This is a genomic window from Hyphomonas sp. CY54-11-8, assembly GCF_000682735.1.
Classification (GTDB): domain Bacteria; phylum Pseudomonadota; class Alphaproteobacteria; order Caulobacterales; family Hyphomonadaceae; genus Hyphomonas.
The window spans coordinates 55,808-77,163 of sequence record NZ_AWFD01000001.1 but is presented as its reverse complement, the minus strand read 5'-3'; the positions used below and the strand labels follow the sequence as shown (position 1 = coordinate 77,163).

Annotated in this window: 22 protein-coding genes; 7 read left to right on the top strand and 15 right to left on the bottom strand. The window is 63.3% G+C overall.

The features are described from left to right. Positions 1–24: 24 nt before the first annotated feature. On the bottom strand, positions 25–909 hold the full coding sequence (locus tag HY17_RS00435) for a bifunctional helix-turn-helix domain-containing protein/methylated-DNA--[protein]-cysteine S-methyltransferase (RefSeq protein ID WP_034760995.1): 885 nt from the start codon (positions 907–909) through the stop codon (positions 25–27). Positions 910–1,061: 152 nt separating this feature from the next. Here HY17_RS00435 and HY17_RS00430 point away from each other — a divergent pair, with 152 nt between their 5' ends. The 3 genes from HY17_RS00430 (at position 1,062) to HY17_RS00420 (ending at position 4,678) form a co-directional block, all read left to right on the top strand. Beyond that, the gene (locus tag HY17_RS00430; RefSeq protein WP_034760993.1) at positions 1,062–2,009 is read left to right on the top strand and encodes a glutathione S-transferase N-terminal domain-containing protein; all 948 of its coding nucleotides are present in this window, start codon (positions 1,062–1,064) and stop codon (positions 2,007–2,009) included. 70 nt (positions 2,010–2,079) lie between these two features. After that, positions 2,080–2,889, top strand: a complete 810-nt coding sequence (locus HY17_RS00425) for an SDR family oxidoreductase (protein ID WP_034760991.1) — start codon at positions 2,080–2,082, stop codon at positions 2,887–2,889. Between the two features lie 88 nt (positions 2,890–2,977). Then, complete coding sequence (locus tag HY17_RS00420; protein WP_034760989.1) at positions 2,978–4,678, top strand: acyl-CoA dehydrogenase family protein; 1,701 nt, start codon at positions 2,978–2,980, stop codon at positions 4,676–4,678. 43 nt (positions 4,679–4,721) lie between these two features. On the opposite strand, the gene HY17_RS19045 is transcribed toward HY17_RS00420, so the two are convergent. The 3 genes from HY17_RS19045 to hisI are packed head-to-tail and all read right to left on the bottom strand — an operon-like array spanning position 4,722 to position 6,907. After that, the gene (locus tag HY17_RS19045; RefSeq protein WP_051599465.1) at positions 4,722–5,561 is read right to left on the bottom strand and encodes a family 16 glycosylhydrolase; all 840 of its coding nucleotides are present in this window, start codon (positions 5,559–5,561) and stop codon (positions 4,722–4,724) included. A 6-nt stretch (positions 5,562–5,567) separates the two neighbouring features. Next, entirely contained in the window at positions 5,568–6,464 is an 897-nt protein-coding gene (locus HY17_RS00410) for an N-acyl homoserine lactonase family protein (protein ID WP_051599463.1), read from the bottom strand. Between the two features lie 41 nt (positions 6,465–6,505). Further along, complete coding sequence (hisI, locus tag HY17_RS00405; protein ID WP_034760987.1) at positions 6,506–6,907, bottom strand: phosphoribosyl-AMP cyclohydrolase; 402 nt, start codon at positions 6,905–6,907, stop codon at positions 6,506–6,508. Positions 6,908–7,005: 98 nt separating this feature from the next. Here hisI and HY17_RS00400 point away from each other — a divergent pair, with 98 nt between their 5' ends. Both HY17_RS00400 and HY17_RS00395 read left to right on the top strand, forming a co-directional pair. Further along, positions 7,006–7,821 (top strand): enoyl-CoA hydratase, encoded by an 816-nt coding sequence (locus tag HY17_RS00400; protein ID WP_034760986.1) that lies wholly within the window; start codon positions 7,006–7,008, stop codon positions 7,819–7,821. 7 nt (positions 7,822–7,828) lie between these two features. Next, positions 7,829–8,743, top strand: a complete 915-nt coding sequence (locus HY17_RS00395) for a hydroxymethylglutaryl-CoA lyase (protein ID WP_034760984.1) — start codon at positions 7,829–7,831, stop codon at positions 8,741–8,743. Here the strand turns inward: HY17_RS00395 and cobT are convergent. The 6 genes from cobT to rpmB form a co-directional block, all read right to left on the bottom strand. After that, entirely contained in the window at positions 8,733–10,733 is a 2,001-nt protein-coding gene (gene cobT, locus HY17_RS00390) for a cobaltochelatase subunit CobT (protein WP_034760982.1), read from the bottom strand. The genes HY17_RS00395 and cobT overlap by 11 nt on opposite strands. Before the next feature lie 31 nt (positions 10,734–10,764). After that, a complete protein-coding gene (locus HY17_RS00385) occupies positions 10,765–11,445 on the bottom strand; it encodes a dienelactone hydrolase family protein (RefSeq protein WP_034760980.1) in 681 nt (226 codons plus the stop codon). Position 11,446: 1 nt separating this feature from the next. Beyond that, complete coding sequence (cobS, locus tag HY17_RS00380) at positions 11,447–12,430, bottom strand: cobaltochelatase subunit CobS (RefSeq protein WP_112074319.1); 984 nt, start codon at positions 12,428–12,430, stop codon at positions 11,447–11,449. Positions 12,431–12,552: 122 nt separating this feature from the next. Continuing rightward, a complete protein-coding gene (locus HY17_RS00375) occupies positions 12,553–13,017 on the bottom strand; it encodes a DUF4440 domain-containing protein (protein ID WP_112074320.1) in 465 nt (154 codons plus the stop codon). A gap of 24 nt (positions 13,018–13,041) precedes the next feature. Further along, a complete protein-coding gene (locus HY17_RS00370; RefSeq protein WP_034760976.1) occupies positions 13,042–14,724 on the bottom strand; it encodes an amidohydrolase in 1,683 nt (560 codons plus the stop codon). 125 nt (positions 14,725–14,849) lie between these two features. Beyond that, positions 14,850–15,134, bottom strand: a complete 285-nt coding sequence (gene rpmB / locus HY17_RS00365) for a 50S ribosomal protein L28 (RefSeq protein WP_034760974.1) — start codon at positions 15,132–15,134, stop codon at positions 14,850–14,852. Between the two features lie 257 nt (positions 15,135–15,391). On the opposite strand from rpmB, the gene HY17_RS00360 reads away from it, so the two are divergent. Next, on the top strand, positions 15,392–16,324 hold the full coding sequence (locus HY17_RS00360) for a DUF3108 domain-containing protein (protein WP_233348557.1): 933 nt from the start codon (positions 15,392–15,394) through the stop codon (positions 16,322–16,324). 13 nt (positions 16,325–16,337) lie between these two features. Here the strand turns inward: HY17_RS00360 and HY17_RS00355 are convergent, their stop codons facing one another. Further along, positions 16,338–17,369: an RluA family pseudouridine synthase gene (locus HY17_RS00355; protein ID WP_034760971.1), complete on the bottom strand. Its 1,032-nt coding sequence runs from the start codon at positions 17,367–17,369 to the stop codon at positions 16,338–16,340. A 90-nt stretch (positions 17,370–17,459) separates the two neighbouring features. Here HY17_RS00355 and HY17_RS00350 point away from each other — a divergent pair, with 90 nt between their 5' ends. Beyond that, positions 17,460–19,154 carry an alkaline phosphatase gene (locus tag HY17_RS00350; RefSeq protein WP_034760969.1) on the top strand — a complete coding sequence of 565 codons (1,695 nt, stop codon included), beginning with the start codon at positions 17,460–17,462 and terminating at the stop codon, positions 19,152–19,154. A 12-nt stretch (positions 19,155–19,166) separates the two neighbouring features. On the opposite strand, the gene HY17_RS00345 is transcribed toward HY17_RS00350, so the two are convergent. The 4 genes from HY17_RS00345 to HY17_RS00330 form a co-directional block, all read right to left on the bottom strand. Continuing rightward, a complete protein-coding gene (locus HY17_RS00345) occupies positions 19,167–19,925 on the bottom strand; it encodes an SDR family NAD(P)-dependent oxidoreductase (RefSeq protein WP_034760967.1) in 759 nt (252 codons plus the stop codon). 5 nt (positions 19,926–19,930) lie between these two features. After that, positions 19,931–20,236, bottom strand: a complete 306-nt coding sequence (locus HY17_RS00340; RefSeq protein WP_034760965.1) for a hypothetical protein — start codon at positions 20,234–20,236, stop codon at positions 19,931–19,933. 59 nt (positions 20,237–20,295) lie between these two features. Continuing rightward, positions 20,296–20,463, bottom strand: coding sequence for a YdcH family protein (locus HY17_RS00335; RefSeq protein WP_034762201.1), 168 nt, complete (start codon positions 20,461–20,463; stop codon positions 20,296–20,298). A gap of 115 nt (positions 20,464–20,578) precedes the next feature. Then, positions 20,579–21,265 carry a GGDEF domain-containing protein gene (locus tag HY17_RS00330; RefSeq protein WP_051599461.1) on the bottom strand — a complete coding sequence of 229 codons (687 nt, stop codon included), beginning with the start codon at positions 21,263–21,265 and terminating at the stop codon, positions 20,579–20,581. Between the last annotated feature and the right edge of the window lie 91 nt (positions 21,266–21,356).

Genomic DNA, 21,356 nt, shown 5'->3' with positions numbered 1-21,356 from the left:
CGGGCTGTGCGCCCCGGTCAGCCATCAGGCGGCATGGGCGCGTTCATAAGTGAGCATGGCGCGTTTGCGGGCCACACCCCAATGATAATTATGAAGACGCCCATCCGCCGCAAGGGCGCGATGACAGGGAATGAACCAGCTGACCGGGTTTGCGCCGACTGCAGCCCCCACTGCCCGCGCCGCTTTCGGATGCCCGCTCGCCCGTGCCAGGTCGCCATAGGTACAGGTGGTGCCGGCAGGGATTTCCAGCAGGGCGCGCCAGACCTGCCGCCGGAAGGGCGTGCCATAAAGCGCGACCGGAAGCGGCTCACCCTTTTCGAAGACCTGCGCGGCCATTTTCCGCGCCGCCGCATCATCCCGGCGGATGTCCGCGTTCGGATACCGCCCGGCCAGATCGGCAAAGGCGGCGTCCTCGCCATAGCCCGGATGGACGAAACCGGCCTTTTCAGGGGCGTTGTCGTCGATGAAACCGAGCGCGACGAGCCCCCGGGGCGAGATCAGCCAGGCCCCTTCCCCGAACGGGGTCGGCGCCCGGCCGAGCACGAGGTCAGCGCCCCGCCCGCCAGCCTTGGCTTCGCCGGGGGTCAGGCCCTCATGCGCAATGAACAAGTCATGCAGGCGTCCGGGGCCGGAGAGGCCCGTCTCGAACGTCGCGTCCAGAACGCTCGCGCCCTGGCGCAGCAATTCGCCAGCCTCGGCATGGGCGATGGCCGACTGGAACTGGCGCGGGGAGACGCCAGCCCAACGGGTAAACTCCCGCTGGAAGTGGCTGGGGCTGAGGCCCATGGCCCCCGCGATCGAGGCCAGATCCGGCCAGTCCCGCCATGTGTCACCCAGATAGGAGAGCGCCTCAGCCATGCGGTCATAGGCGGCGGCGCGTTCGTCGAGAGGGGTCGCTTGGGTCTGCATGGGCATCAATTTGCCTGAGCGTTCCAAGGCAGGCCACCCGATTCTTGCGCAGATGCACAATGCTGACTGGTCGGAATTGGCCTCTTCCCTGCCCGTGAAAAGCCCGGCATGACTACACAACTCAAAAAACAAGAGACCGGAGAGAAACGGACATGGCGGACGCACGCAGCATTATTCTGCACGAATACCCGACTTCGCCCTATGCCGAGAAAATCCGTCTCGCCCTGCGCCTGAAGAACCTCGCCTGGTCACGCGTGGAGATCCCCGTGATCATGCCCCGGCCGGACCTGATGCCGCTGACCGGCGGCTATCGTCGGACCCCTGTCATGCAGATCGGCGCCGACATCTATTGCGACACCGCCATCATCCTGCGCGAGCTGGAAGCACGCTATCCGATGCCGGCGCTGAAGCTGCCGGGGCATGAAGGCCTTGCCCAGATGGTGGCCGGCTGGACAGATGGGCGCTGGTTCCAGTCTTCCGTCGCTGTGATCTTCGGCGAAATGGGCGACAAGGTTGGCGAGGAGTTCAAGAAGGACCGGGAAAAGCTGTCGGGCCGTCCGTTCGACGTGAACGCCATGAAAGCCGTCGCCCCGATGATGCGCGACCAGTGGCGCGCGCGGCTGATGCTGCTGGAAGAACGCCTTCAGGGCGGGCAGGGCGCTGGGTCCGGCATGTATCTCGTCGGCATGAAGCCGGGACTGGTCGACGTTCATGCCTACATGAATGTCTGGTTCATGCAGCAGAACCTGCCGGACTTCCTGGAGAAGTGTTTCGAGACCGCCGACCTGACCAAGGCGTGGTTCGAGCGCCTGCAGGAATATGAAGGCCAGGAACCGGAGACCATCTCCTCGAAAGAAGCACTGGACATCGGCCTGCATGCCGCGCCGCGCCTCGTCATGGCGACAACCAAATATGAGCCGCAGGATATTGCCCCCGGCGACATGGTGGCGGTGGCTCCGGACGATTACGGACAGGTCTGGGTGGAAGGCGAAATCGTGCATGCCGATTCCCAGCGCGTGATCCTGCAACGCCTGTCTGAGGAAGCCGGAACGGTGCATGTTCATTTCCCGCGGGCGGGATTCTTCGTCCGGCGCATCTGACAGGTCTTGTCTGGCGGGGCCTGTTACCCGGAGCGGAATGCGCTACATCTAAAGGCAAAGGAGCGCATTTATGGAACGCCGACTTTGCCTGATCACAGGAGCCTCCGCCGGAATCGGCGCAGAATTCGCCCGCCAGTATGCCGCGCTCGGATGGGACGTTGCGCTGACGGCGCGGCGCGCTGACCGGCTTGAAACGCTCGCGGCCGAAATCGAGGAAAAATACAAGGTGACGGCGATCGTGATCGCCGAGGACCTGGCAAAGAAATCCGCGCCGGCAAAGATCCTCGCCGCGCTTGACGAAAAGGGCCGCCATGTCGATGCGCTGGTGAACAATGCCGGTTACGGCCTGCCGGGTACCTTCTTCTCCACCAGCTGGAAGGATCAGGCCGACTTCCTGCAGGTGCTCTATGTCGCGCCGCTGGAACTGGCGCACCGGGTCCTGCCGGGCATGGTGGAGCGCGGCTATGGCCGGATCATCAATGTCGCCTCGCTCGCGGGCTACGCCGCCGGAAGCGCCGGGCACACGCTCTATGCCAGCGTCAAAGCCGGCCTGATCAAATTCTCCGAAAGCCTGAATGCCGAATGCGAAAGCCTCGGCCATGAAGACATTCACTGCACCGCGCTCTGCCCCGGCTTCACCTGGAGCGAGTTCCATGACGTAAACGGCACGCGGGAAGACACCAACAAGATGCCGAAATGGATGTGGATGCCTGCAGAACCAGTGGTCCGCCAGGGCATCGAGGCCGTAAACAGGGGACAACCGGTCGTCGTGCCGGGCCTCGTCAACAAAGGGATAGCGACCCTGTCCCGCATCCTGCCGGAACCATTGGGCCGGGCCATGGTCCGGTCGCAGGGAAAGCGTTTCCGCAGGTTGGAGTGAATGCCTGCGATGTTGCACCGCACAAATATGGACTGACAGGGCAAAGAGAGGCCCCTATAAGGGCAAAAAACTGAAAAGGGGCAAGGATATGAGCACCGGCGAAATGGTTCAGGACAAGCAACCGATTGTGATGGAAGGCCTGACGGCCACGATGCGCGACGCCCTCGGCGCGCTCGACACCTATGCGGCGGCAGCAACCTCCGGCGCCCGCGGCCAGCTGGCTGGCGAAGACGGCCGTCCGGACCGCAAGGCGTTCGAGCGCCACCAGCACCTCGCGCACGGCCTGTCCTGGCTCGTCACCTATGTCGAGACGCTGCGCCAGGTGTCCGAATGGGCCTCCCGCCTCGAAGCCGAAGGCAAGTTCGGCGAGATCGAAGCCCTGCTGTCCCAGATCCTGTTCAGCGACTATTGCGCCCAGATTGTCGGCGGCATCCCGATGAACCAGGGCGAGACCATTCGCCCGCACGAACTTGGCAGCCTCGAAGCTTCGGGCGCGCTGTTCGCGGACGCATCAATCAAGAAGCTGATCACCGAAGGCAAGGCGCCGGCCTCGATGGCCGCTGCCGCTGCCCTGCTGCCGGATGCCCTGACACGCAATACGGTCGAGGAGACTGGCCTCGACGAAACCATGAGCATGGTGCGTGAGCAGTTTGCGAAATACGCCTCCGAACGCATCAAGCCGCACGCCCATGGCTGGCACCTGCGCAATGACTATATCCCGATGGACGTGGTCAACGAGATGGCAGAGCTCGGCGTGTTCGGCTTGACCATTCCGGAAGATTTCGGCGGCCTCGGCATGGGCAAGACGGCGATGTGCGTCGTCTCCGAAGAACTTTCCCGCGGCTATATCGGCACCGGCTCGCTCGGTACCCGTTCCGAGATTGCAGCGGAACTGATCCTGATCGGCGGCACGCCGGAACAGAAGGAGAAGTGGCTGCCTATGATCGCCAGCGGCGAGATCCTGCCGACGGCTGTCTTCACCGAACCGAACACCGGGTCCGACCTCGGCTCCCTGCGCACCCGCGCGGTGAAGGATGCCGATGGTGAGACCTACTCGATCACAGGCAACAAGACCTGGATCACCCACCCGGTGCGCGCGGACGTGATGACGCTGCTCGCCCGGACCGATCCGGCCACGAACAATTTCTCCGGCCTGTCCATGTTCCTCGCCGAGAAACCGCGCGGCGACGATGCCAACCCGTTCCCGGCCGAAGGCATGACTGGCGGCGAGATCGAAGTGCTCGGCTATCGCGGCATGAAGGAATACGAAATCGGCTTCGACAACTTCAAGGTGAAGTCGGAGAACCTGCTCGGCGGTGTGGAAGGCCAGGGCTTCAAGCACCTGATGGCAACGTTCGAAAGTGCCCGCATCCAGACGGCGGCCCGTGCCATTGGCGTCGCGCAGAACGCATTCGAGACCGGCCTGCAATACGCCCTCGACCGCAACCAGTTCGGCAAGCCGATCTTCGAATTCCCGCGCGTTGCCAACAAGCTGGTGATGATGGCCGCAGAACTCGTCGGCGTGCGCCAGCTAACCTATTACTCCGCCCGCAAGAAGGACGAAGGCAAGCGCTGCGACCTCGAAGCCGGCATGGCCAAGCTGCTCGGCGCACGCGTCGCCTGGGCCGCCGCTGACAATGCCGTGCAGATCCATGGCGGCAACGGCTTCGCGCTGGAATACACGATCAGCCGTATCCTGCAGGATGCCCGTATCCTCAACATCTTCGAGGGTGCTGGCGAAGTGCAGGCCATGGTCATCGCGCGCCGCCTGGTCGAAGGGGGCAATTAGCCCCCATCACCTTTACCGGCAGGCAAATCAGTCTGCCGGCGGCCTATTCCGCAGACGGCACGTGTTCGTAGACGCGCACCCAGTCGATCACGAACTTGTCCGGAAACCTGTCCGGATCAGGCGTGTTCGCCCACCATTTGTTGGCCATGTCTTCCCGCGAGGAGATTTCTCCGGAAAGCTTCACCCAAAGCGGGTTCTGGCTGACGCCGCCGGCGGATGAGCGCCAGGTTTCCTGACCGTCGACATAGAAGATGTATTCGTCGGGGAACCATTCCAGCGTGAAGGTGTGCCAGCCCCGCCGGATCCCCGGCCGTACCGCGGAGAAAGCGCTCCACTGGTGCTGTTCCCCATAACCGTCCCAGTGCAGCGCATGGTGCACCTTGTCGTTCCAGCCGAAGGTTTCCATGATGTCGACTTCCGTGCCGTCGCGGCCAGACCCGTCCACATGGTGTACGGACTGTGAGAACAGCCAGAAGGCGGACCACCAGCCCGGCGAGTGTGGCAATTTCGCCCGCACTTCGTAACGGCCGAAGGCCTGCTCGAATTTTCCCTCCGTCGACACCATGGCGCTGGCATAGTCGTAGGGATCCGAATCCTCGTCCGGATTGCGGTTCTTGATGACGCTGGTTTTGAGCACCAGCTTGCCTGACCCGTTCAGATAGGCATTGGTGGGATCCCACCAGCCATCCGGGCCGTCATCATTGGGCCGGCGATTGTATTCCTTTGAAATCCATTTGTCCGGATCCGGACGGCCCCTGCCGCTGAACTCGTCCTGAAAGACGAGCCGCCATTCAGGGGACTTTTCATCCAATGCCGAAAAGGTCTGTGTTTCACAGGCACCGACAAACAGGACGAGAAAAAGGGACGCTAGAAGGCGTTTCATGCCTCCCTACCGGATCACGCCGCCAAGCGGTTCGACATCGTCCGGCTCGTGCTGCAGAATCACCTTGGCGCCAAGCTCTTCGGCCAGGGCCTCGAACTTGTCCATCGATTCCAGCGTGACCGGTTCGCTCCAGTTGAAGCGCGGCACCCGGCGCAGGTCGCGGCTTTCCGTGCGGTGATACAGGTCCCCTGCCAGCAGGACGGGGCCGCTTTCCGGCATATCCAGCAGCAGGACAGAATGGCCCGGCGTATGACCCGGCATTTCGAGGATCTTCACGGTGCCATCGCCGAAGACATCATAGTCGCCGGAGATGGTCTTCGCATCCATCGGACCGAAGGCGGCCCACATGGCAGCGAGCTGCGGATCGACCGCACGCTCGGTGCCTTCCGGCGGGAACATGTCGTTGTATTCGTCTTCCTGAACGATCCAGGTCGCGCCCTGCACCTGGTCCACCTGGCCGATATGATCGAAATGGTCATGCGAGAGAGAGACATAGTCGATGTCGTCCGGTGTCAGGCCAAGATCGGCGAGCTGGGCGGTGATCGTCTTGTCCAGCGAGACATTGAAAATGCCGCTGACATTCTGCTCTCCGGCGCCCGCCAGCATGCCCGGCAGGCCGAGATCCCACAGCAGGCGGCCATCCGGATGATTGATGACGTAACAGGTGTCGGTGAACGTGTCCGACTGGCCGGCATAATCCCCGGCGCTGGAAAAGGCATCGAGATCGAGCACATTGATCGTGCCGCAGTCCAGCACGTTCACGTTCAGCGGAGCCGGCGCTTCGGCTTCGGCAACTATCCCGGTTTCCGGTTCGGCAGGCACCTCAGGCGGTGCAGAATTCGGCGCACAGGCCGGTGCGAGCGTAAACGCAGTTGTTGCGAGCAGCGCATGGATCAGGCGCATCAGAACCCCCTTCAGTTCGGTGAAACCCACTGAAGGAAAGCCTACCCCATGTCCGGATCGTGCGAAAGCGCAGTCCCTTCAAAAGGGACTATCCGGTAGAAACAACTCGCCCGGCCGGTGTGACAGGCCCCGCCGGTCTGTTTCACCTTCAAGAGGACCGCGTCCTGATCGCAGTCGATCCGCACTTCCACCACTTCCTGCGTGTGGCCGGAAGTTTCGCCCTTTACCCACAATTCGCCGCGCGAACGGGACCAGTAAGTGGCCCGGCGCGTCTCAAGCGTGGCGGCGAGCGCGTCGGCATTCATCCAGGCCAGCATCAGCACGTCGCCGGTTTCTGCGTCCTGCGTAATGGCGGCAATCAGACCGTCGGCATTGAATTTCGGGCGCAATTCGGACGTCTCGTCCTGCGCACTTCCGGAAAGGGGGGGCGGAAATTGTGTCATGCCCGCTCCATACGTCACCCCTCCCCTTCGCGCCAGCCACAGTCTAGGCTGTGATCATACGAGTCCATAACGGACCAACCCATGACGGAGGCATGACCATGGCGGACTATGAGCAGATCCTGAGCGACCTGAAGGACGGGGTGCTGACGCTGACCCTCAACCGGCCGGACCGGCTGAACGCGTGGACCGACGTCATGCACAATGAGCTGAAACACGCGATTGTGACCGCCAGCAGCGACGACGCCGTGCGTGTGATCGTGGTGACGGGCGCCGGGCGCGGCTTCTGCGCCGGGGCGGACATGGATGTTCTGCAGGGCATTCAGGGCGGCGCGCGCGACCGGTTGGCGGAAATCGAGGAAGCGCCGTCTGACCTGCGCGATCTCTATCCGGGCCGGTTCGGCTACATGTATGCCTGCCCGAAGCCGATCATCGCGGCGATTAATGGCGCCTGCGCCGGGATCGGCCTGATCTTCGCCCTGTTCGCGGACCTGCGTTACGCCGCCGCCGAGGCAAAATTCACGACCGCCTTTGCCCAGCGCGGCCTGATCGCGGAACATGGCATCGCCTGGCTGTTGCCGCGCCTGATCGGTGAAGCCAAGTCGCTGGACCTGCTCTTCACCGCCCGCAAGTTTACCGGGGCCGAAGCCGCAGAGCTGGGCCTCGTCAATGCAGCCCTGCCGGTCGGCGAGCTGATGGGCAATGTACAGCACACCGCCCACCACCTCGCCACCATGGTCTCGCCCCGCTCTGTCGCGGTGATGAAACAGCAGGTGCGCAAGACCTATTTCCAGAGTTTCGGCGACTCTCTTGCAGAAGCAGATGCTGCAATGGAGGAAAGCTTTACCACATTCGACTTCAAGGAAGGTGTGGCGAGCTTTGTGGAACGCCGCGCTGCGCAGTTCAAAGGACGATAGGAGCATCATGACCCGCCGCATCGACATTGTGGAAGTCGGCCCGCGTGACGGGTTGCAGAACGATCCTGCAAACCTGACGGTCGAGCAGAAGCTGGAATTCATTGCCCGGCTGGAAGACGCTGGCGTGAAGCGGATGGAATCCGGCAGCTTTGTCTCGCCGAAGGCCGTACCGAAAATGGCGGACAGCCCGGCCGTCTTCGCCGGGCTCGACCGGTCGAAGCCGACGCGCCACATCGCGCTCGCTCTCAATGAAAAAGGCGTACGCCGCGCCATTGATGCGCAGGCCGACGAGATCAATTTCGTGCTGGTCGCCAGCGAAACCTTCGGCCGGAAGAACCAGGGCATGAGCCCGCAGGAGAGCGCGGACATGCTGGCCCAGTGCGCGCCGCTGGTACATGAGGCAGGCATCCCCCTCTCCGCCACGATCTCTGTCGCGTTCGGCGACCCCTATGATGGCGAAGTGGACATGGGCGTGGTCGGCAATCTCGCCGCCCAGTCGCAGCGCGCGGGGGTGGCAGAGCTCGCCCTCGGCGACACGATTGGCGTCGCAGACCCCTGGGCCGTGCGCCGCGCCATCGACCGGGTACGGATCGAGGCGCCGGACGTTTACCTGCGCATGCATTTCCACGACACGCGCGGACAGGGCCTCGCCAATGTGGCGGCGGCGGTGGATGCGGGCGTCGACGTGATCGATGCGAGCTGCGGAGGCATCGGCGGCTGCCCCTTTGCGCCGGCGGCGACGGGCAATGTGGCGACGGAAGATGTCGTCTACATGCTGGAACGCGGCGGCTTCGAAACGGGGCTGGACCTCGCCAAGCTGATCAGGACCTCGAAATGGCTGGAGACGGTGCTGCAGCACCCCGTCAGCTCATCCCTCAGCAAGGCGGGCGGGTTTCCCGTAAAGAGCGCCGCTACTTCTTAGCGCCCTTCACTTCCTGAAAGCTGGTCGTCTTCACGGCGCGGCCGATGTCGACTTTCTTGCCTTTGCCATAGGAGGGCGCGCCGCTGGAGGCGCCTGAGACGGCGCCGGGACGGACGGTGCGTTCCGTCAGCGGAGGAATGGCCATCGCCTTCGGATTCGGCTGGTTCTCGTCGAACAGGCTCGCCAGCTGGTCCGTCATCGCGCCGCCGAGCTGTTCGGCGTCCACGATGGTGACGGCGCGCTTGTAATAGCGCGTCACGTCGTGACCGATGCCGATGGCGATCAGTTCCACCGGGCTGCGCGTTTCGATCTCCTCGATCACCTGGCGGAGGTGGCGCTCGAGATAGTTGCCGACATTCACGTTCAGCGTGGAATCGTCGACCGGCGCACCGTCCGAGATCACCATCAGGATCTTGCGCTGTTCCGGCCGGGCCAGCAGACGGTCATGCGCCCAGAGCAGCGCCTCGCCGTCGATATTCTCTTTCAGCAGGCCCTCTCGCATCATCAGGCCGAGATTCTTGCGGGCGCGGCGCCACGGGGCGTCTGCCTGCTTGTAGACGATGTGGCGCACATCATTGAGGCGCCCCGGGGAGGACGGCTTGCCGGCCTTCACCCAGTCTTCACGGGAGAGGCCGCCTTTCCACGCCTTGGTGGTGAAACCCAGCACTTCGGTCTTCACATTGCAGCGTTCCAGCGTGCGGGCCAGAATGTCCGCACACAGAGCCGCCACCATGATCGGGCGGCCACGCATGGAACCGGAATTGTCCAGCAGCAGCGTCACGATCGTGTCGCGGAATTCCGAATCGTCTTCCTGCTTGAAAGACAGCGGTGCGGTCGGATCGGTGATGACACGCGTCAGGCGCGCGGTGTCCAGCACGCCCTCTTCCAGGTCAAAGCTCCACGACCGGTTCTGCTGCGCCATCAACAGGCGCTGCAGCTTGTTGGCGAGTTTCGAGACCGCGCCCTGCAGCCCCTGCAGCTGGTGATCCAGATAGGCGCGCAGGCGGGTCAGCTCTTCGGCATCGCAAAGGTCCGGCGCTTGCGCGACTTCGTCATGCTCGCGGGTGAAGACCGAATAGGTGAAGCGGTCCTTGTCGTCGCCGTCGCGGAAATTCGGGCGCAGCGGCTGGGTGCCGTCTTCGTCGTCGTCCGGCGTGTCGTCGGACTCCATGTCCATGTCCTGATCGACAGAGACGTTGGATTCCTCGCCTTCCATTTCTTCCGTGTCCCCGGCTTCCATCTGCTCGGTGGAGGCACCCATTTCCTCCTCGGACTGCATTTCCTGCTCGCCCTGGTCCGGCTGCTGCTCGGACTCCATCTCGCTGTCCTGCTGGTCTTCGCTGGTTTCAGCGTCCTCGCTGGGTACATCGGTGGCCGTCAGGTCCCGGATCATGTCGCGCACGGTGCGGGCAAAGCCCGGCTGGTCGTGCAGTTGGGAGATCAGCTTGTCGAGCGCGTCGCCGGTCTTCTCGGCGACCTGTTCACGCCAGACATCGGCCACACGGTTTGCCGCTTCCGGCAGCGGTCGGCCGGTCAGGCGCTCGCGCAGCAGGAATTCGATCGCCGGGGCCAGCACGGCTTCGGGCTCTTCTGTGCCCATGGCAAATTCGCCGGACTGGCAGCGATAGGTCAGCACCGCGTCCAGATTGTTGGCCGTGCCGCGCATGGCGTTGGCGCCGAGGCTTTCGATCCGTGCGGTTTCGGCCGCGTCGTACACCTTCCGGGGCAACTCGCCTTGCGGGCGGTGCTTGCTGTGGGCGGCGGCGTCATGATGCGCCTTGCGCAGGGCAACGGCATCGGCCTCGCCGCGGATACGGGCCGCCACCTCGGCCGGCAGTGTGACCGGCGGCGGGCGCAGCACGATACGCTCGGCATCGGCACCGGCATCATTGCCAAAGCCGACTTCCACGTCCCGGTCCGCGCTCATCGCCTTGGTCGTCACGGCGAGCGCTTGCTTGAAGAGTTCCTGAGGGGTCGTGTCCTTGGCCATCTAAGTCTTATCTGGTGCGCCGGGGCGCAATCTAGAAGCCCGCATCGGCGGCGGCCTGGTTGAAAAGGTCGAGGGTGCGGCGGAAAGCGAGCTCGTCGGCGTGGGCGTCATGGTCGTCAGAGCGCCGCCGGGCGAAGCCGTGGCCGGCGTCATAGACATAGACCGGCACATCGCGCCTCGCCTGCTCGAACGCGCGCACGCCTTCCATCGGAATGTGCGCATCGTGCTGGCCGAAATGAACGATGGTCGGGCATCTCGGCGCCTGGTCCTTCGCGCCGGGCACGAGGCTGCCGTAATAGCCGCTCGCGGCGGACAGGCCGTCCAGCTGACAGGCGGCGAGATAGGCCATCGACCCGCCATAGCAGAAACCGGTGATGAAGACCGGGGCCTCCAGTTCGGCGATGCAGGCCGCAATGTCCGCCATGGCGTTGTCGAGGCCGTTCGCGCGGGCATAACCGCCGCCTTCCGCGATCGCTTCCGCGGAATGGCTTTCAGTGGCGAAGCCTTTCTTCTGGCGGTCGAACATGGACGGGGCAAGCACTTCATAGCCTTCGGCAGCAAAGCGCTCGCACGCCTCGATCATGTAGGAGTTCACGCCGAAGATTTCCTGCACCAGTACCAGGCCGCCCTTGCGTGCGCCCCTGGCCGGAACATGCAGCGCATTGAACCGGAAGCCGTCACCGCTCGTCAGCTCGATGACTGTGCCGCTCATCTCAGGCCACCCGCACCATCAGGGCGCTTTCAGGCAGTTCCTCGGCGAAGCAGCGCTGGTACATCTCGGCGACCAACGGGCGTTCCAGCTCGTCACACTTGTTGAGGAAGGTCATGCGGAAGGCATGGCCGAGATTGCCGAAGATGGCGAAGTTTTCCGCCCAGGTGATCACGGTCCGCGGGCTCATCACGGTGGAGAGGTCGCCGGCCATGAAGGCGTTCCGGGTCAGGTCTGCGAGCGTCACCATCTTGGCGAGCGTGTCGTCGTCCACGCCAGTCGCCTTGGATTTCACGATCTCCACTTCGGCGTCGTGTTCCAGATAGTTCAGCGTTGTGACGATGTTCCAGCGGTCCATCTGGCCCTGGTTCAGCTGTTGCGTGCCGTGATAGAGGCCCGTCGTGTCGCCGAGGCCGACCGTGTTGGTGGTCGAGAACAGACGGAAATAAGGGTTCGGCGCGATGACACGGTTCTGGTCCAACAGGGTCAGCTTGCCTGAGCTTTCCAGAACACGCTGGATCACGAACATCACATCCGGACGGCCGGCATCATATTCGTCGAAGGTGATCGCCACCGGGCGCTGCAGCGCCCATGGCAGGATGCCTTCGCGGAATTCGGTGATCTGCTGGCCTTCCTTCAAGACGATGGCGTCCTTGCCGACCATGTCGATCCGGCTGACATGGCTGTCGAGGTTGACCCGGATCATCGGCCAGTTGAGGCGCGCGGCCACCTGTTCGATGTGGGTCGATTTCCCGGTGCCGTGATAGCCCTGCACCATGACCCGGCGGTTGTGTTCGAAGCCGGCAAGGATCGCCAGCGTCGTCTGCGGGTCGAACCGGTAGGCGTCGTCAATCTCCGGCACATATTCGGTGCGGGTCTTGAAGCCATGTACCACCATGTCCGTGTCGAGGCCGAACACCTTGCGGACATTGATTTTCTCGGTCGGTTCCAGGCCGTCCAGGGCGGTGGTGTCACTCATTACGGTCATTGCAAATATCTCAGGCTTCGGGAGGTCTATTCATACAATTAGGCTTCTAGCACGGCTACGTGTCCGGGCTAGTGCGACGTAGGGTAAATCCTGCAGCCCGCGGGAAGACGGCTCGTGGGCGGCTAGCGGTCTTCCGGCGCCGGGGCGCCTGCCCCCATATCGGCAATCCACTTCCAGCTGCCATCCTCCTGGCGCTGCCAGATGGTGATGTATTTGCCGTAGGAGGCGCCCTCCTGCCCGCGCTGGGTGTAGGTGGCGTAGCCCCAGGTGTAGCCGAAATCCCCGCCCGCACCGGCTTGGGCCGCCTCTGGCGCCCATTCGATGATCATGTCGGCGGGCCATGCAGACGTCCACTCTTCAACAGCCGCCTTGCCTGCGGCGGGCGCCGCCCCGGCGGGGAAGATGGTGACGTCATCGGCGGCGAACTCGACAAAGGCCGGTCCGGCGCCGATTTCCAGCGCGCGGGCAGCGAACGCCCGGTCAGCTTCCAGCAATTCCTGTTCGGTGGCAGCGGGTGTGGAAACTGTAGCACAGGCGGCAAGGCCAATCGCCGGCAGGGCGATAAGACGCTGCATCAATCGAGGCATTCGCCTCTCCTTTGAAGTGTGCCCCTACTGGCCCTCAGCCGAGCTGGCATCATACACGATCTTGCCGCCCACGATAGTCATGACCGTTTTGGCATCGAGGATTTCCGCTTCCGGAACGGTCATCAGGTCGATGTCGAAGACGGTGAAGTCTGCGAGCTTGCCGGCCTCGATCGTGCCGAGGTCGTCTTCCTGGAAGGCTGCGTAAGCGGCCGAGGAGGTGAAGAGGGCGAGTGCCTGCTCGCGGGTCAGCTTCTGTTCCGGGTGCCAGCCTTCGCCTTCGAAGCCTTTGAGGTCTTTCCGGGCGACCGCAGCATAGAACTCGATCAGCGGCGAGCCGACTTCCACGGGCGCATCAGAGCCGCCCGCGACAACGGCGCCATCATCGATCAGCGCCTTCCAGGCATAGGCCCCAGCCAGACGGTCGATGCCGAGGCGGGACGGGGCGAAATGCAGGTCGCCAATGGCGTGGCTCGGCTGCATGGACGCGATCAGGCCGAGGGCACCGACGCGGGCGATATCCGTCGGGGCGAGGATCTGCGTGTGTTCGATGCGCCAGCGCTTCTCCGGCGGGTAACCGCCGGCTTCATAGATATCGAGAATGCGCTGGTTGGCGAGGTCGCCGATGGCATGGATGGCCACTTGAATACCCGACTCGTCGGCACGCTTCATGAAGTCGGCGAGGTCTTCATCGGTGATGAGGGAGAGGCCCGACGTATCCGGACGGTCGGAATAGGGCTTGATCAGTTGGGCCCCGCGCGAGCCGAGCGCGCCGTCCATGTAGAGCTTGATGGCATTGTTGGTGATCGTCGGCGCTTCGTATTCCCGAGCCGCCGCGAGAGCCATGCCCTCCTCGGTTGCATCAAAGGCGTTCCACAGGCGCAGGGGCATTTTCCCCTCCCCGGCCAGTTCCAGCATGATCGGGGCTTCATCCGGACCGACGCTCATGTTCTGCACGCCGGTCCAGCCGCGCGAGACATAGACTTTCGCGCCGGTTTCCAGCGCCCGCGCCTTGTCGGCGGCATCGGGCTTGGTCCGCAGCGGCGCGACCAGGCCCATGGCATTGTCGATCAGCATACCAGTGGCATGGCCGTCAGCGTCGCGTTCAATCGCGCCGCCGTCCGGGCTTTCCGTCTCATCGGTGATGCCGGCCGCTTCCATTGCGGCGGTGTTCACCACCATGGCGTGGCCGTCTGCGCGGGTGAGGATCACCGGATTGTCCGGGCTGACGGCATCGAGGTCTGCCGCCGACGGCATGCGGCCTTCAGGCCAGCCGGTCTCAATCCAGCCGCGGCCGAACAGCAGCACGCCCGGCTCCATGCCGACCAGTTCGGATTCGATCCGAGTCACCAGTTCGGCGATGGAGGCGGTGCCTTCCAGGCTGAGGTTCAGTTCACGTTGGCCAATCCCCATGAGGTGGGCGTGGGAATCCGTGAAACCCGGATACATGAAGCTGCCCTTGAGATCGACGAGATCGATCTCGGCCTCGTCCCAGTCCTCCGAGAGCGGCGGGGCAGTGCCGACGATGCGGCCATCCTCGCCGACCACGACGGCATCGACGGTCGGAAGGTCAGGATTTCCGGTATAGATCGTGCCGCCGGTAAAGACGGTCAGTTTCTGCGCGGGGACCGTGTCTGCCGGCTCTGCCGATTGGCCTGCGCCGCAGGCAGCGAGTGTCAGGGCGAGGGCGAGACTGGCAAAGCGCAACATTTAAGACCTCCGTTGATCAGCGGTCTTTCTCCTGCCACGCGATTTTCCAAGGGGCAAAAGAAAAGCGCGCCAAAACTGGCGCGCTGTTCCGTTTCTGCAATTTCTGCTGCAGATATGCGCAGATATCAGGCAACTGCCTTTTTGGCGATATCGCGCTTGATCTTGAGAGCCTTGGCCGACAGCGTGTCGTCCTTGGCCTTGGCCAGGAAGCCGTCGAGGCCACCCAGCTTGTCGACGGTGCGCAGAGCCGAGGCGGTGATACGCATCGGGAAGTTCTGGTTCAGCGCTTCGGAGTGAAGCGTGACGCGCACGAGGTTCGGACGGAAAATCCGTTTCGTCTTGATCTGGGAGTGGCTGACACGGTGGCCGACCATCGGCTTGGTGCCGGTAAGTTCACACTCGCGGGACATGGTCTCGCTCCAATAAATGGGTCTTATCTCGAAGGCGCGCTGTTAAAACGCCTGAGGCCTGCCTGTCAACTCCGGTGTGCGGCGAATCCTCAGTTCACAGGGCCTGTAACTGCTTGTCACAAGGTTTGACCGCAAATCCGCCCGATTAAGGCGGGAAAACGACAGGCTTGTTCAGGCAGCGTTGGCACCGGATGCCTATATATGGCTTAACTAAAGTGACCAGCCCTCCCGGCCGGTCAGGAAACGGTACAGTTCAGATGATGAAACGTTCGATCTTCCTTGCTTCCGCCGCCACACTGGCCCTGACCGGGCTCGCCATGGCGGGATGGGCCACGGCAGGCCAGGCCGGCGCCGACAAATCGCCTGCCCCGAAGAACGCTTCGGGCGCCATCCTGACCAATGTGAAGGCCGGCACGCCGACGCGTATGGAATACGAGCTGCAGGCCAAGGCCTACATCTTCTTCATTCCGGCCACCGGCCGGGCCACGTTCACGACCGACCTGCAGCCCGATACCTACACGATCGACTCGCGCGTGAAGGTCACCGGCATCGCGGACTGGTTCGTCAATTATGACATGAACATCCATGCCGAAGGCGAAACCCGCAACAATGAGCTGAAGACCCGCACCTATGTCTCGCAGAACAAGGACGGGAAAAAGAACCGCAAGGTGGAGATGGAAATCACCGATACGGATTTCACCATGAATGCCAATCCGGTGTTCGGGAACCTTGGTGATCCGGCGGCCACAACGGAACAGGTGCTGAAGACGAACGATCCGATCACGGCGCTGATCACGTTCGCGCTGGAGCCGCGGGCGCCTGGCGCAGACCCCTGCGGCGGTCCGATCCGTATCTTCGACGGACGGCAGCTGACCTATCTGCACCTCAAAAATGCCGGCACGAAACGCGTCGACACGCCTGTCTGGACCGGCGAAGCCATCGAGTGCCATGTCACCATGGACAAGATCGCCGGCTACAAGAAGGGCGAAGCCGACAATGACAATCTGACCGGCATCGACGGCCCATTGCGCATGTGGCTCGCCCCACTGGACAATGGCGCATCGGTGCCAATCAAGATCGCCGCCGATTCCAAGAAGATCGGCGATGTGACCCTGACGGCGAAAAAGCTACGCTTCGAACCATTGGTCACGACCGAAGCCGCGGCCGGACAGGAGATGGCCGAAAACTAGACTGTTTTCGCCACTAAACCTTTTTGGGAAGGCGCTGCAGCGCCGCGATCAGATCGCTCATATCCTCAGGCAGAGGCGCTTCGAACCGGAGTGCCTCTTTCGTTATGGGATGCACGAAGCCGAGCACGGCGGCATGCAGCGCCTGACGCGGAAAGGCGCGCGCCGCATCGAAGCCGGCATCGCGCCCCGGCCCTGAGCCCAGCGCCGAGACGCCCTTGTGGCGGCCATAGACCGGATCGCCGACCAGAGGCGTACCGATATGCGCCATGTGCACACGGATCTGGTGGGTGCGCCCGGTTTCCAGACGGCACTCGACGAGCGCGGCTGACGGGAAATTCGTGCCCTTCTCTCGGATGCCGAAGGTTTCCAGCGTCTTGTAGTGCGTCACCGCATGGCGCCCGAACCCGGCCTCCGGATTCTTGACCACGGCCATCTTCTTCCGGTCCCCGCTGGAGCGGGCGATATGCTCGTCCACGGTCCCCTGCGAAGGCCGGGGGGCGCCGCGCGTGACGGCGAGGTAGGCGCGTTCGATATCATGCGAGCTGAAAAGCGCCGAAAGGCCCTGATGGGCCTGTTCCGTCTTGGCAGCGACCAGCACGCCGGTCGTCAGCTTGTCGATCCGGTGCACGATGCCCGGCCGCTCCACCCCGCCAATGCCGGAAAGCTGGCCCTTGCAATGATGGAGCAGCGCATTGACCAGCGTCCCGTCCGGGCTGCCGGGCGCCGGGTGCACGGCCATGCCGGACGGCTTGTTGATGACGATCAGATACTCGTCCTCAAACAGCACGTCGAGCGGGATGTCCTGTGGCTCGGGCTCTGCCGCCACCGGTTCCGGCACGGCGACCGCGTATTCGGCCCCAGCAATGACCGGCTTTTTCGGATTGGTCTCGGCCGCGCCGTCCATCGTGACCGCCCCCTCCAGGATCAGGGCTTTCAGGCGCGAACGCGACAGGTCCTCCGCCGCAGCGGCGAGGAAAACATCGAGCCGTTTGCCGGCATCATCCGGGGCGGCGGTGAAGGTCAGTCGGTGGATCGGGCGGGTCATCGCGCGGCTTATAGACGAAAGCGGAGGCGCGCGTCATGCTATTGTCTCGAACCGGCGCTAGACCGGCCCCGCCCAGTTGGAGGATATCCCATGACAAACGTCACACGCCGCGGCCTGCTTGGTGCTGCCGCCACAGGAACACTCAGCCTTGCTGCTTGCGCGACCTCCGCTGCCAAGACCGGCCCGTCCGGTTACGCCGGCGAGGTGGAATTCCTCCACGGTGTCGCCTCCGGTGACCCGCTGACCGACCGCGTCATCCTGTGGACGCGCGTGACGCCGAAGTCCGGCGACGGGGCGATCCCGGTGAAATACGAAGTGTTCGGCCAGGACGGCGCCCTCGTGGCCTCCGGCATGCTGAGCGCAGATGCCGCGCATGACTTCTGCGTCAAGGCCGACGCGAAAGGCCTGAAGCCTGCCACCACCTACACCTACAAATTCACCGCCCTGACAGAAGGCGGCGATGTCGCCTCCCCCACCGGGCGCACGCGCACGACGGCCGCTTCAGGCGACGCACCGGTGAAGATGATCGTCATCTCCTGCTCCAACTGGCAGTTCGGCCAGTTCAATGCCTACAAGGCCCTGTCGGAAGAGCCAGACCTCGACGTGATCCTGCACCTGGGCGACTATATTTATGAATACGGCATCGACGGCTATGGCAGCGAAGTGGCCGAAAAGCTCGGCCGCCTGCATGATCCGGTGACGGAATGTATCACGTTGGCCGACTACCGCCTGCGCCATGCCCAGTACAAGTCCGACCCGAACCTGCAGGCTGCCCATGCGGCGGCCCCGTGGATCTGCACCTGGGACGACCATGAAAGCGCGAATGATTCCTACCGTACGGGCGCACAGAACCATAATCCGGAAAACAATGAAGGCAGCTGGTCTGACCGGAAGATGGCCGCTATCCAGGCCTATTTCGAATGGATCCCGGTGCGCGAGCCGGAGCCCGGCAAGATCACCTCTGCCGTCTGGCGCAGCTTCGAATTCGGCGACGTCGCCACCGTCCACGCGCTGGAGTCCCGCCTGACCGGCCGGTCGCCGGAGCTTGAATGGTATTCCGTCCTCGCCGGTAATCCGTCTCAGGAAGAAATGATGGCCCGCATCGAGGCGAAAGTGGCCGAAGTCAATGATCCTGCCCGCACGATGCTCGGCGCCGAACAGGAAGTCTGGCTGGAAGGCGAGCTTGGCAAGTCCGTCTCCGCCGGCAAGACCTGGCAGGTGCTGGCCAATCAGGTGATCATGGCCAAGGTCGCCCTGCCGAACATGGGCGAAGTTCTGACGCCGGAACAGATCGCCGCACAGGACAGCCCCTATGTCGAAGGCATGGTCGGCTTCTCCGCCCTCGGCCTGCCGTTCAACCTCGATGCCTGGGACGGTTTCCCGGCCGCCCGAGAACGCCTCTATGCTTCAGCCGAGAAGACCGGCGCGCGCCTCGTCACCGTGACCGGCGACACGCACACGGCCTGGGCCAACACGCTGTATGATGCCAAGGGCGATCAGCGCGGCGTGGAGTTCGGCTGCACCTCGATCACCTCGCCGGGCATGGGCTCTGTCGTCAAGGATGTCCCGAATCTCGGCGAGCTGTTGGCAGATGCCAACAAGGAAGTCGACTGGTACGATCCGTTCGGTCACGGCTATATCGTCATGACCCTGACGCCGGATACGGCGCATGCGGAATATAAGAAGGTGTCCTCCATCCTGTCGACGGAATGGTCGCTGGAATCGGTTGCCGCTTGGAAGGCAACAGCAGAAGACGGCGGCATGTCGGGCCTGATGCCCGCCTGATCAAACGCCTGATCAGTCCAGAATGCCGGCGAGGCCCGAGCGTCCCCCATCGAGACGCAACACCTCGCCGGTAATGATGGCCGCTTCCGGCGATGCCAGGAAGGCAGCCGAATCAGCGATCTCATCGGCCAGCGCCGCCCGGCCAAGGGGTGTGCGCTTGCCCGTCCATGTTTCCATTTTCTCCTCCCGCGGACGGATCGCAACGATCGCGTTCACGCGGATGCCTGCCTCGGCAAGGTCCAGCGACCCGGCCCGCATCACGCCCAGCACACCGGCCTGCGTCACGGATTCAGTGAAGCGGCCCGGCATCGTCGCCAGCGCAGAATAGGACAGAACGAAAGTAACCGTGCCGCGCTGGCGGATGCGCTCTGCGCCGGAAGTCGGCAGGTCGGCCTGTTCCTCGATCCGCTCGGAGAAGACTTTCAGACATTGAGCGGCGCCTCGGACCGTCTTGGCCAGCGCCTTGTCGAACTTCTCCTGAGAGAAGTCGTGAATGGAATCGGGATCTTCGATACTGGGGATGACGATCAGATTGTCGATCCGGCCGAAACCTTCCACCGCCGCAGCCACGGCATTGCGCAGGCCAAGCTTCGTGTGCAGGTCTCCCAGATGCAGGAGCACTTTCTCCGGCATCGCATTCTGGGCCGTCAGCAGGCGGTCGCCGCTGGAATCGGCAGCCAGCACATTGTGGCCAAGTTCATGGAAGCGGCGCGCAACCGCATCGCCGACCTCGCGGCCAAGGCCCAGAATGGCGGTGACGGGTGATCCCACGGCGATCAGTCCTCGTCCGCGCTGCGGACAGACCGCAGATCGTCACCGAGGACGGTCAGCCGGTCGTTCAGACGATGAAGCGCCGCGAGCAGCTCGGTCAACAGGCGCACGACAAGGAAGAGGAAGCCGAGCACAGCGAAGGCGCCCAGGGTTTCCAGAAAAGCACCGACGAAATGGCCGGTGAACAAGAGGCCGAGGCCGCGCAACACGGCCAGCAAGACCAGGGCGGCCAGAAGCAGGTTGAATATACCTGCGGCCTGGCGGATCGCGCCGAGGCTCAGAGATTTGTCCTGATCAAAAATGTCCCGCATGGAACCCGTCCTTTCGCCTGCTGCATTTGCCGGCGAAAGGACTCTGGTCCGTTCAGCCGTTAGCTGGCTTCAAGCCATCGCAGCTCTTCTTTAATCTTGAGTTTCTGTCGCTTGAGGTCTTTGAGGCGAAGGGTGTCGGCAGCCGGGCGTTTTTCTTCTTCTTCGATGATCTGGTCCAGCTGGCGGTGCTTGTTGGCGAGCTCACTTTTCCGGCCCTGTAGCGACATATTCGTCTCCTTCTGCATGTTAAGTGGCTGTGTCTTAACAGCAACACTTAAGCATAAGGTTGGCCCTTCGTCACCCTGATCTCAAATGAATCCTCCTTCAGAATCAGTCTCCGCTTCAACCGCGGGCAGAACGCCCGCTTTTTCTGTTCGCTTTTTGCGCAAACATAGCCTGATCGGCCCGTGCAATCAGGTGCCCGGCATCTTCTCCGGGCTGCCAGGCCACCACGCCGCAGGATGCCCCAATGCGCAAACTCCGGTCCGGCGCATCGTCAGCGCCGCGCACCGTCAGGGCATCGATCCGCTCGGTCAACTGGGCAGCCTTGCGTTCCGAATCGGCCAGAGTCGCTTGTGACAGCACGATGCCGAACTCGTCTCCGCCGAGCCGGCCGACAATGTCTGTATCGCGCGTCAGGCTGAGCAGGATCTCCGACACTTTCAGCAGGACTGCATCGCCTGTGGCGTGGCCGAAAATGTCGTTCACCGGCTTGAAATGGTCGAGATCGGTGAAAATCAGGCTGAGCGGCGTGCCGAAACGGCTTGCCAGCGCGATCTCGCGGCGGACTTCGCGCTCGAAGGCGCGGCGGTTGAACATCGGGCAGAGGGTATCATGGTCGGCCAGCAATTCGGCCTCCGACAGGGCCTTGCGGGCGCTGGCCAGCTCCTCGCGTAGCGAAATGACCTCATCGCACAGCGCCTCGATGGCGGCGCGTGTTTGCCGGTCCGTGCTGTCCAGATCGACACCGAGGATGTCGATCAGCGCCCGCCGCCGGTCTGCCTGCACATGGAAGCCATCATCTGCCATTTCCTGACGATACGTGCAGTCAGGCCCCTTGTGGAGCGAGTTCACCCAGCAGGCGGCAGTTGACGAGGCAAGCCGCCTGCATATGGTGCGC

What these genes read in the sequence shown, in the direction of transcription:
- HY17_RS00435 (WP_034760995.1), bottom strand. Translation starts at nt 909, where the DNA reads ATGCAGACCCAAGCGACCCCTCTCGACGAACGCGCCGCCGCCTATGAC.
- HY17_RS00430 (WP_034760993.1), top strand. Translation starts at nt 1,062, where the DNA reads ATGGCGGACGCACGCAGCATTATTCTGCACGAATACCCGACTTCGCCC.
- HY17_RS00425 (WP_034760991.1), top strand. Translation starts at nt 2,080, where the DNA reads ATGGAACGCCGACTTTGCCTGATCACAGGAGCCTCCGCCGGAATCGGC.
- HY17_RS00420 (WP_034760989.1), top strand. Translation starts at nt 2,978, where the DNA reads ATGAGCACCGGCGAAATGGTTCAGGACAAGCAACCGATTGTGATGGAA.
- HY17_RS19045 (WP_051599465.1), bottom strand. Translation starts at nt 5,561, where the DNA reads ATGAAACGCCTTCTAGCGTCCCTTTTTCTCGTCCTGTTTGTCGGTGCC.
- HY17_RS00410 (WP_051599463.1), bottom strand. Translation starts at nt 6,464, where the DNA reads ATGCGCCTGATCCATGCGCTGCTCGCAACAACTGCGTTTACGCTCGCA.
- hisI (WP_034760987.1), bottom strand. Translation starts at nt 6,907, where the DNA reads ATGACACAATTTCCGCCCCCCCTTTCCGGAAGTGCGCAGGACGAGACG.
- HY17_RS00400 (WP_034760986.1), top strand. Translation starts at nt 7,006, where the DNA reads ATGGCGGACTATGAGCAGATCCTGAGCGACCTGAAGGACGGGGTGCTG.
- HY17_RS00395 (WP_034760984.1), top strand. Translation starts at nt 7,829, where the DNA reads ATGACCCGCCGCATCGACATTGTGGAAGTCGGCCCGCGTGACGGGTTG.
- cobT (WP_034760982.1), bottom strand. Translation starts at nt 10,733, where the DNA reads ATGGCCAAGGACACGACCCCTCAGGAACTCTTCAAGCAAGCGCTCGCC.
- HY17_RS00385 (WP_034760980.1), bottom strand. Translation starts at nt 11,445, where the DNA reads ATGAGCGGCACAGTCATCGAGCTGACGAGCGGTGACGGCTTCCGGTTC.
- cobS (WP_112074319.1), bottom strand. Translation starts at nt 12,430, where the DNA reads ATGACCGTAATGAGTGACACCACCGCCCTGGACGGCCTGGAACCGACC.
- HY17_RS00375 (WP_112074320.1), bottom strand. Translation starts at nt 13,017, where the DNA reads ATGCCTCGATTGATGCAGCGTCTTATCGCCCTGCCGGCGATTGGCCTT.
- HY17_RS00370 (WP_034760976.1), bottom strand. Translation starts at nt 14,724, where the DNA reads ATGTTGCGCTTTGCCAGTCTCGCCCTCGCCCTGACACTCGCTGCCTGC.
- rpmB (WP_034760974.1), bottom strand. Translation starts at nt 15,134, where the DNA reads ATGTCCCGCGAGTGTGAACTTACCGGCACCAAGCCGATGGTCGGCCAC.
- HY17_RS00360 (WP_233348557.1), top strand. Translation starts at nt 15,392, where the DNA reads ATGATGAAACGTTCGATCTTCCTTGCTTCCGCCGCCACACTGGCCCTG.
- HY17_RS00355 (WP_034760971.1), bottom strand. Translation starts at nt 17,369, where the DNA reads ATGACCCGCCCGATCCACCGACTGACCTTCACCGCCGCCCCGGATGAT.
- HY17_RS00350 (WP_034760969.1), top strand. Translation starts at nt 17,460, where the DNA reads ATGACAAACGTCACACGCCGCGGCCTGCTTGGTGCTGCCGCCACAGGA.
- HY17_RS00340 (WP_034760965.1), bottom strand. Translation starts at nt 20,236, where the DNA reads ATGCGGGACATTTTTGATCAGGACAAATCTCTGAGCCTCGGCGCGATC.
- HY17_RS00335 (WP_034762201.1), bottom strand. Translation starts at nt 20,463, where the DNA reads ATGTCGCTACAGGGCCGGAAAAGTGAGCTCGCCAACAAGCACCGCCAG.
- HY17_RS00330 (WP_051599461.1), bottom strand. Translation starts at nt 21,265, where the DNA reads ATGGCAGATGATGGCTTCCATGTGCAGGCAGACCGGCGGCGGGCGCTG.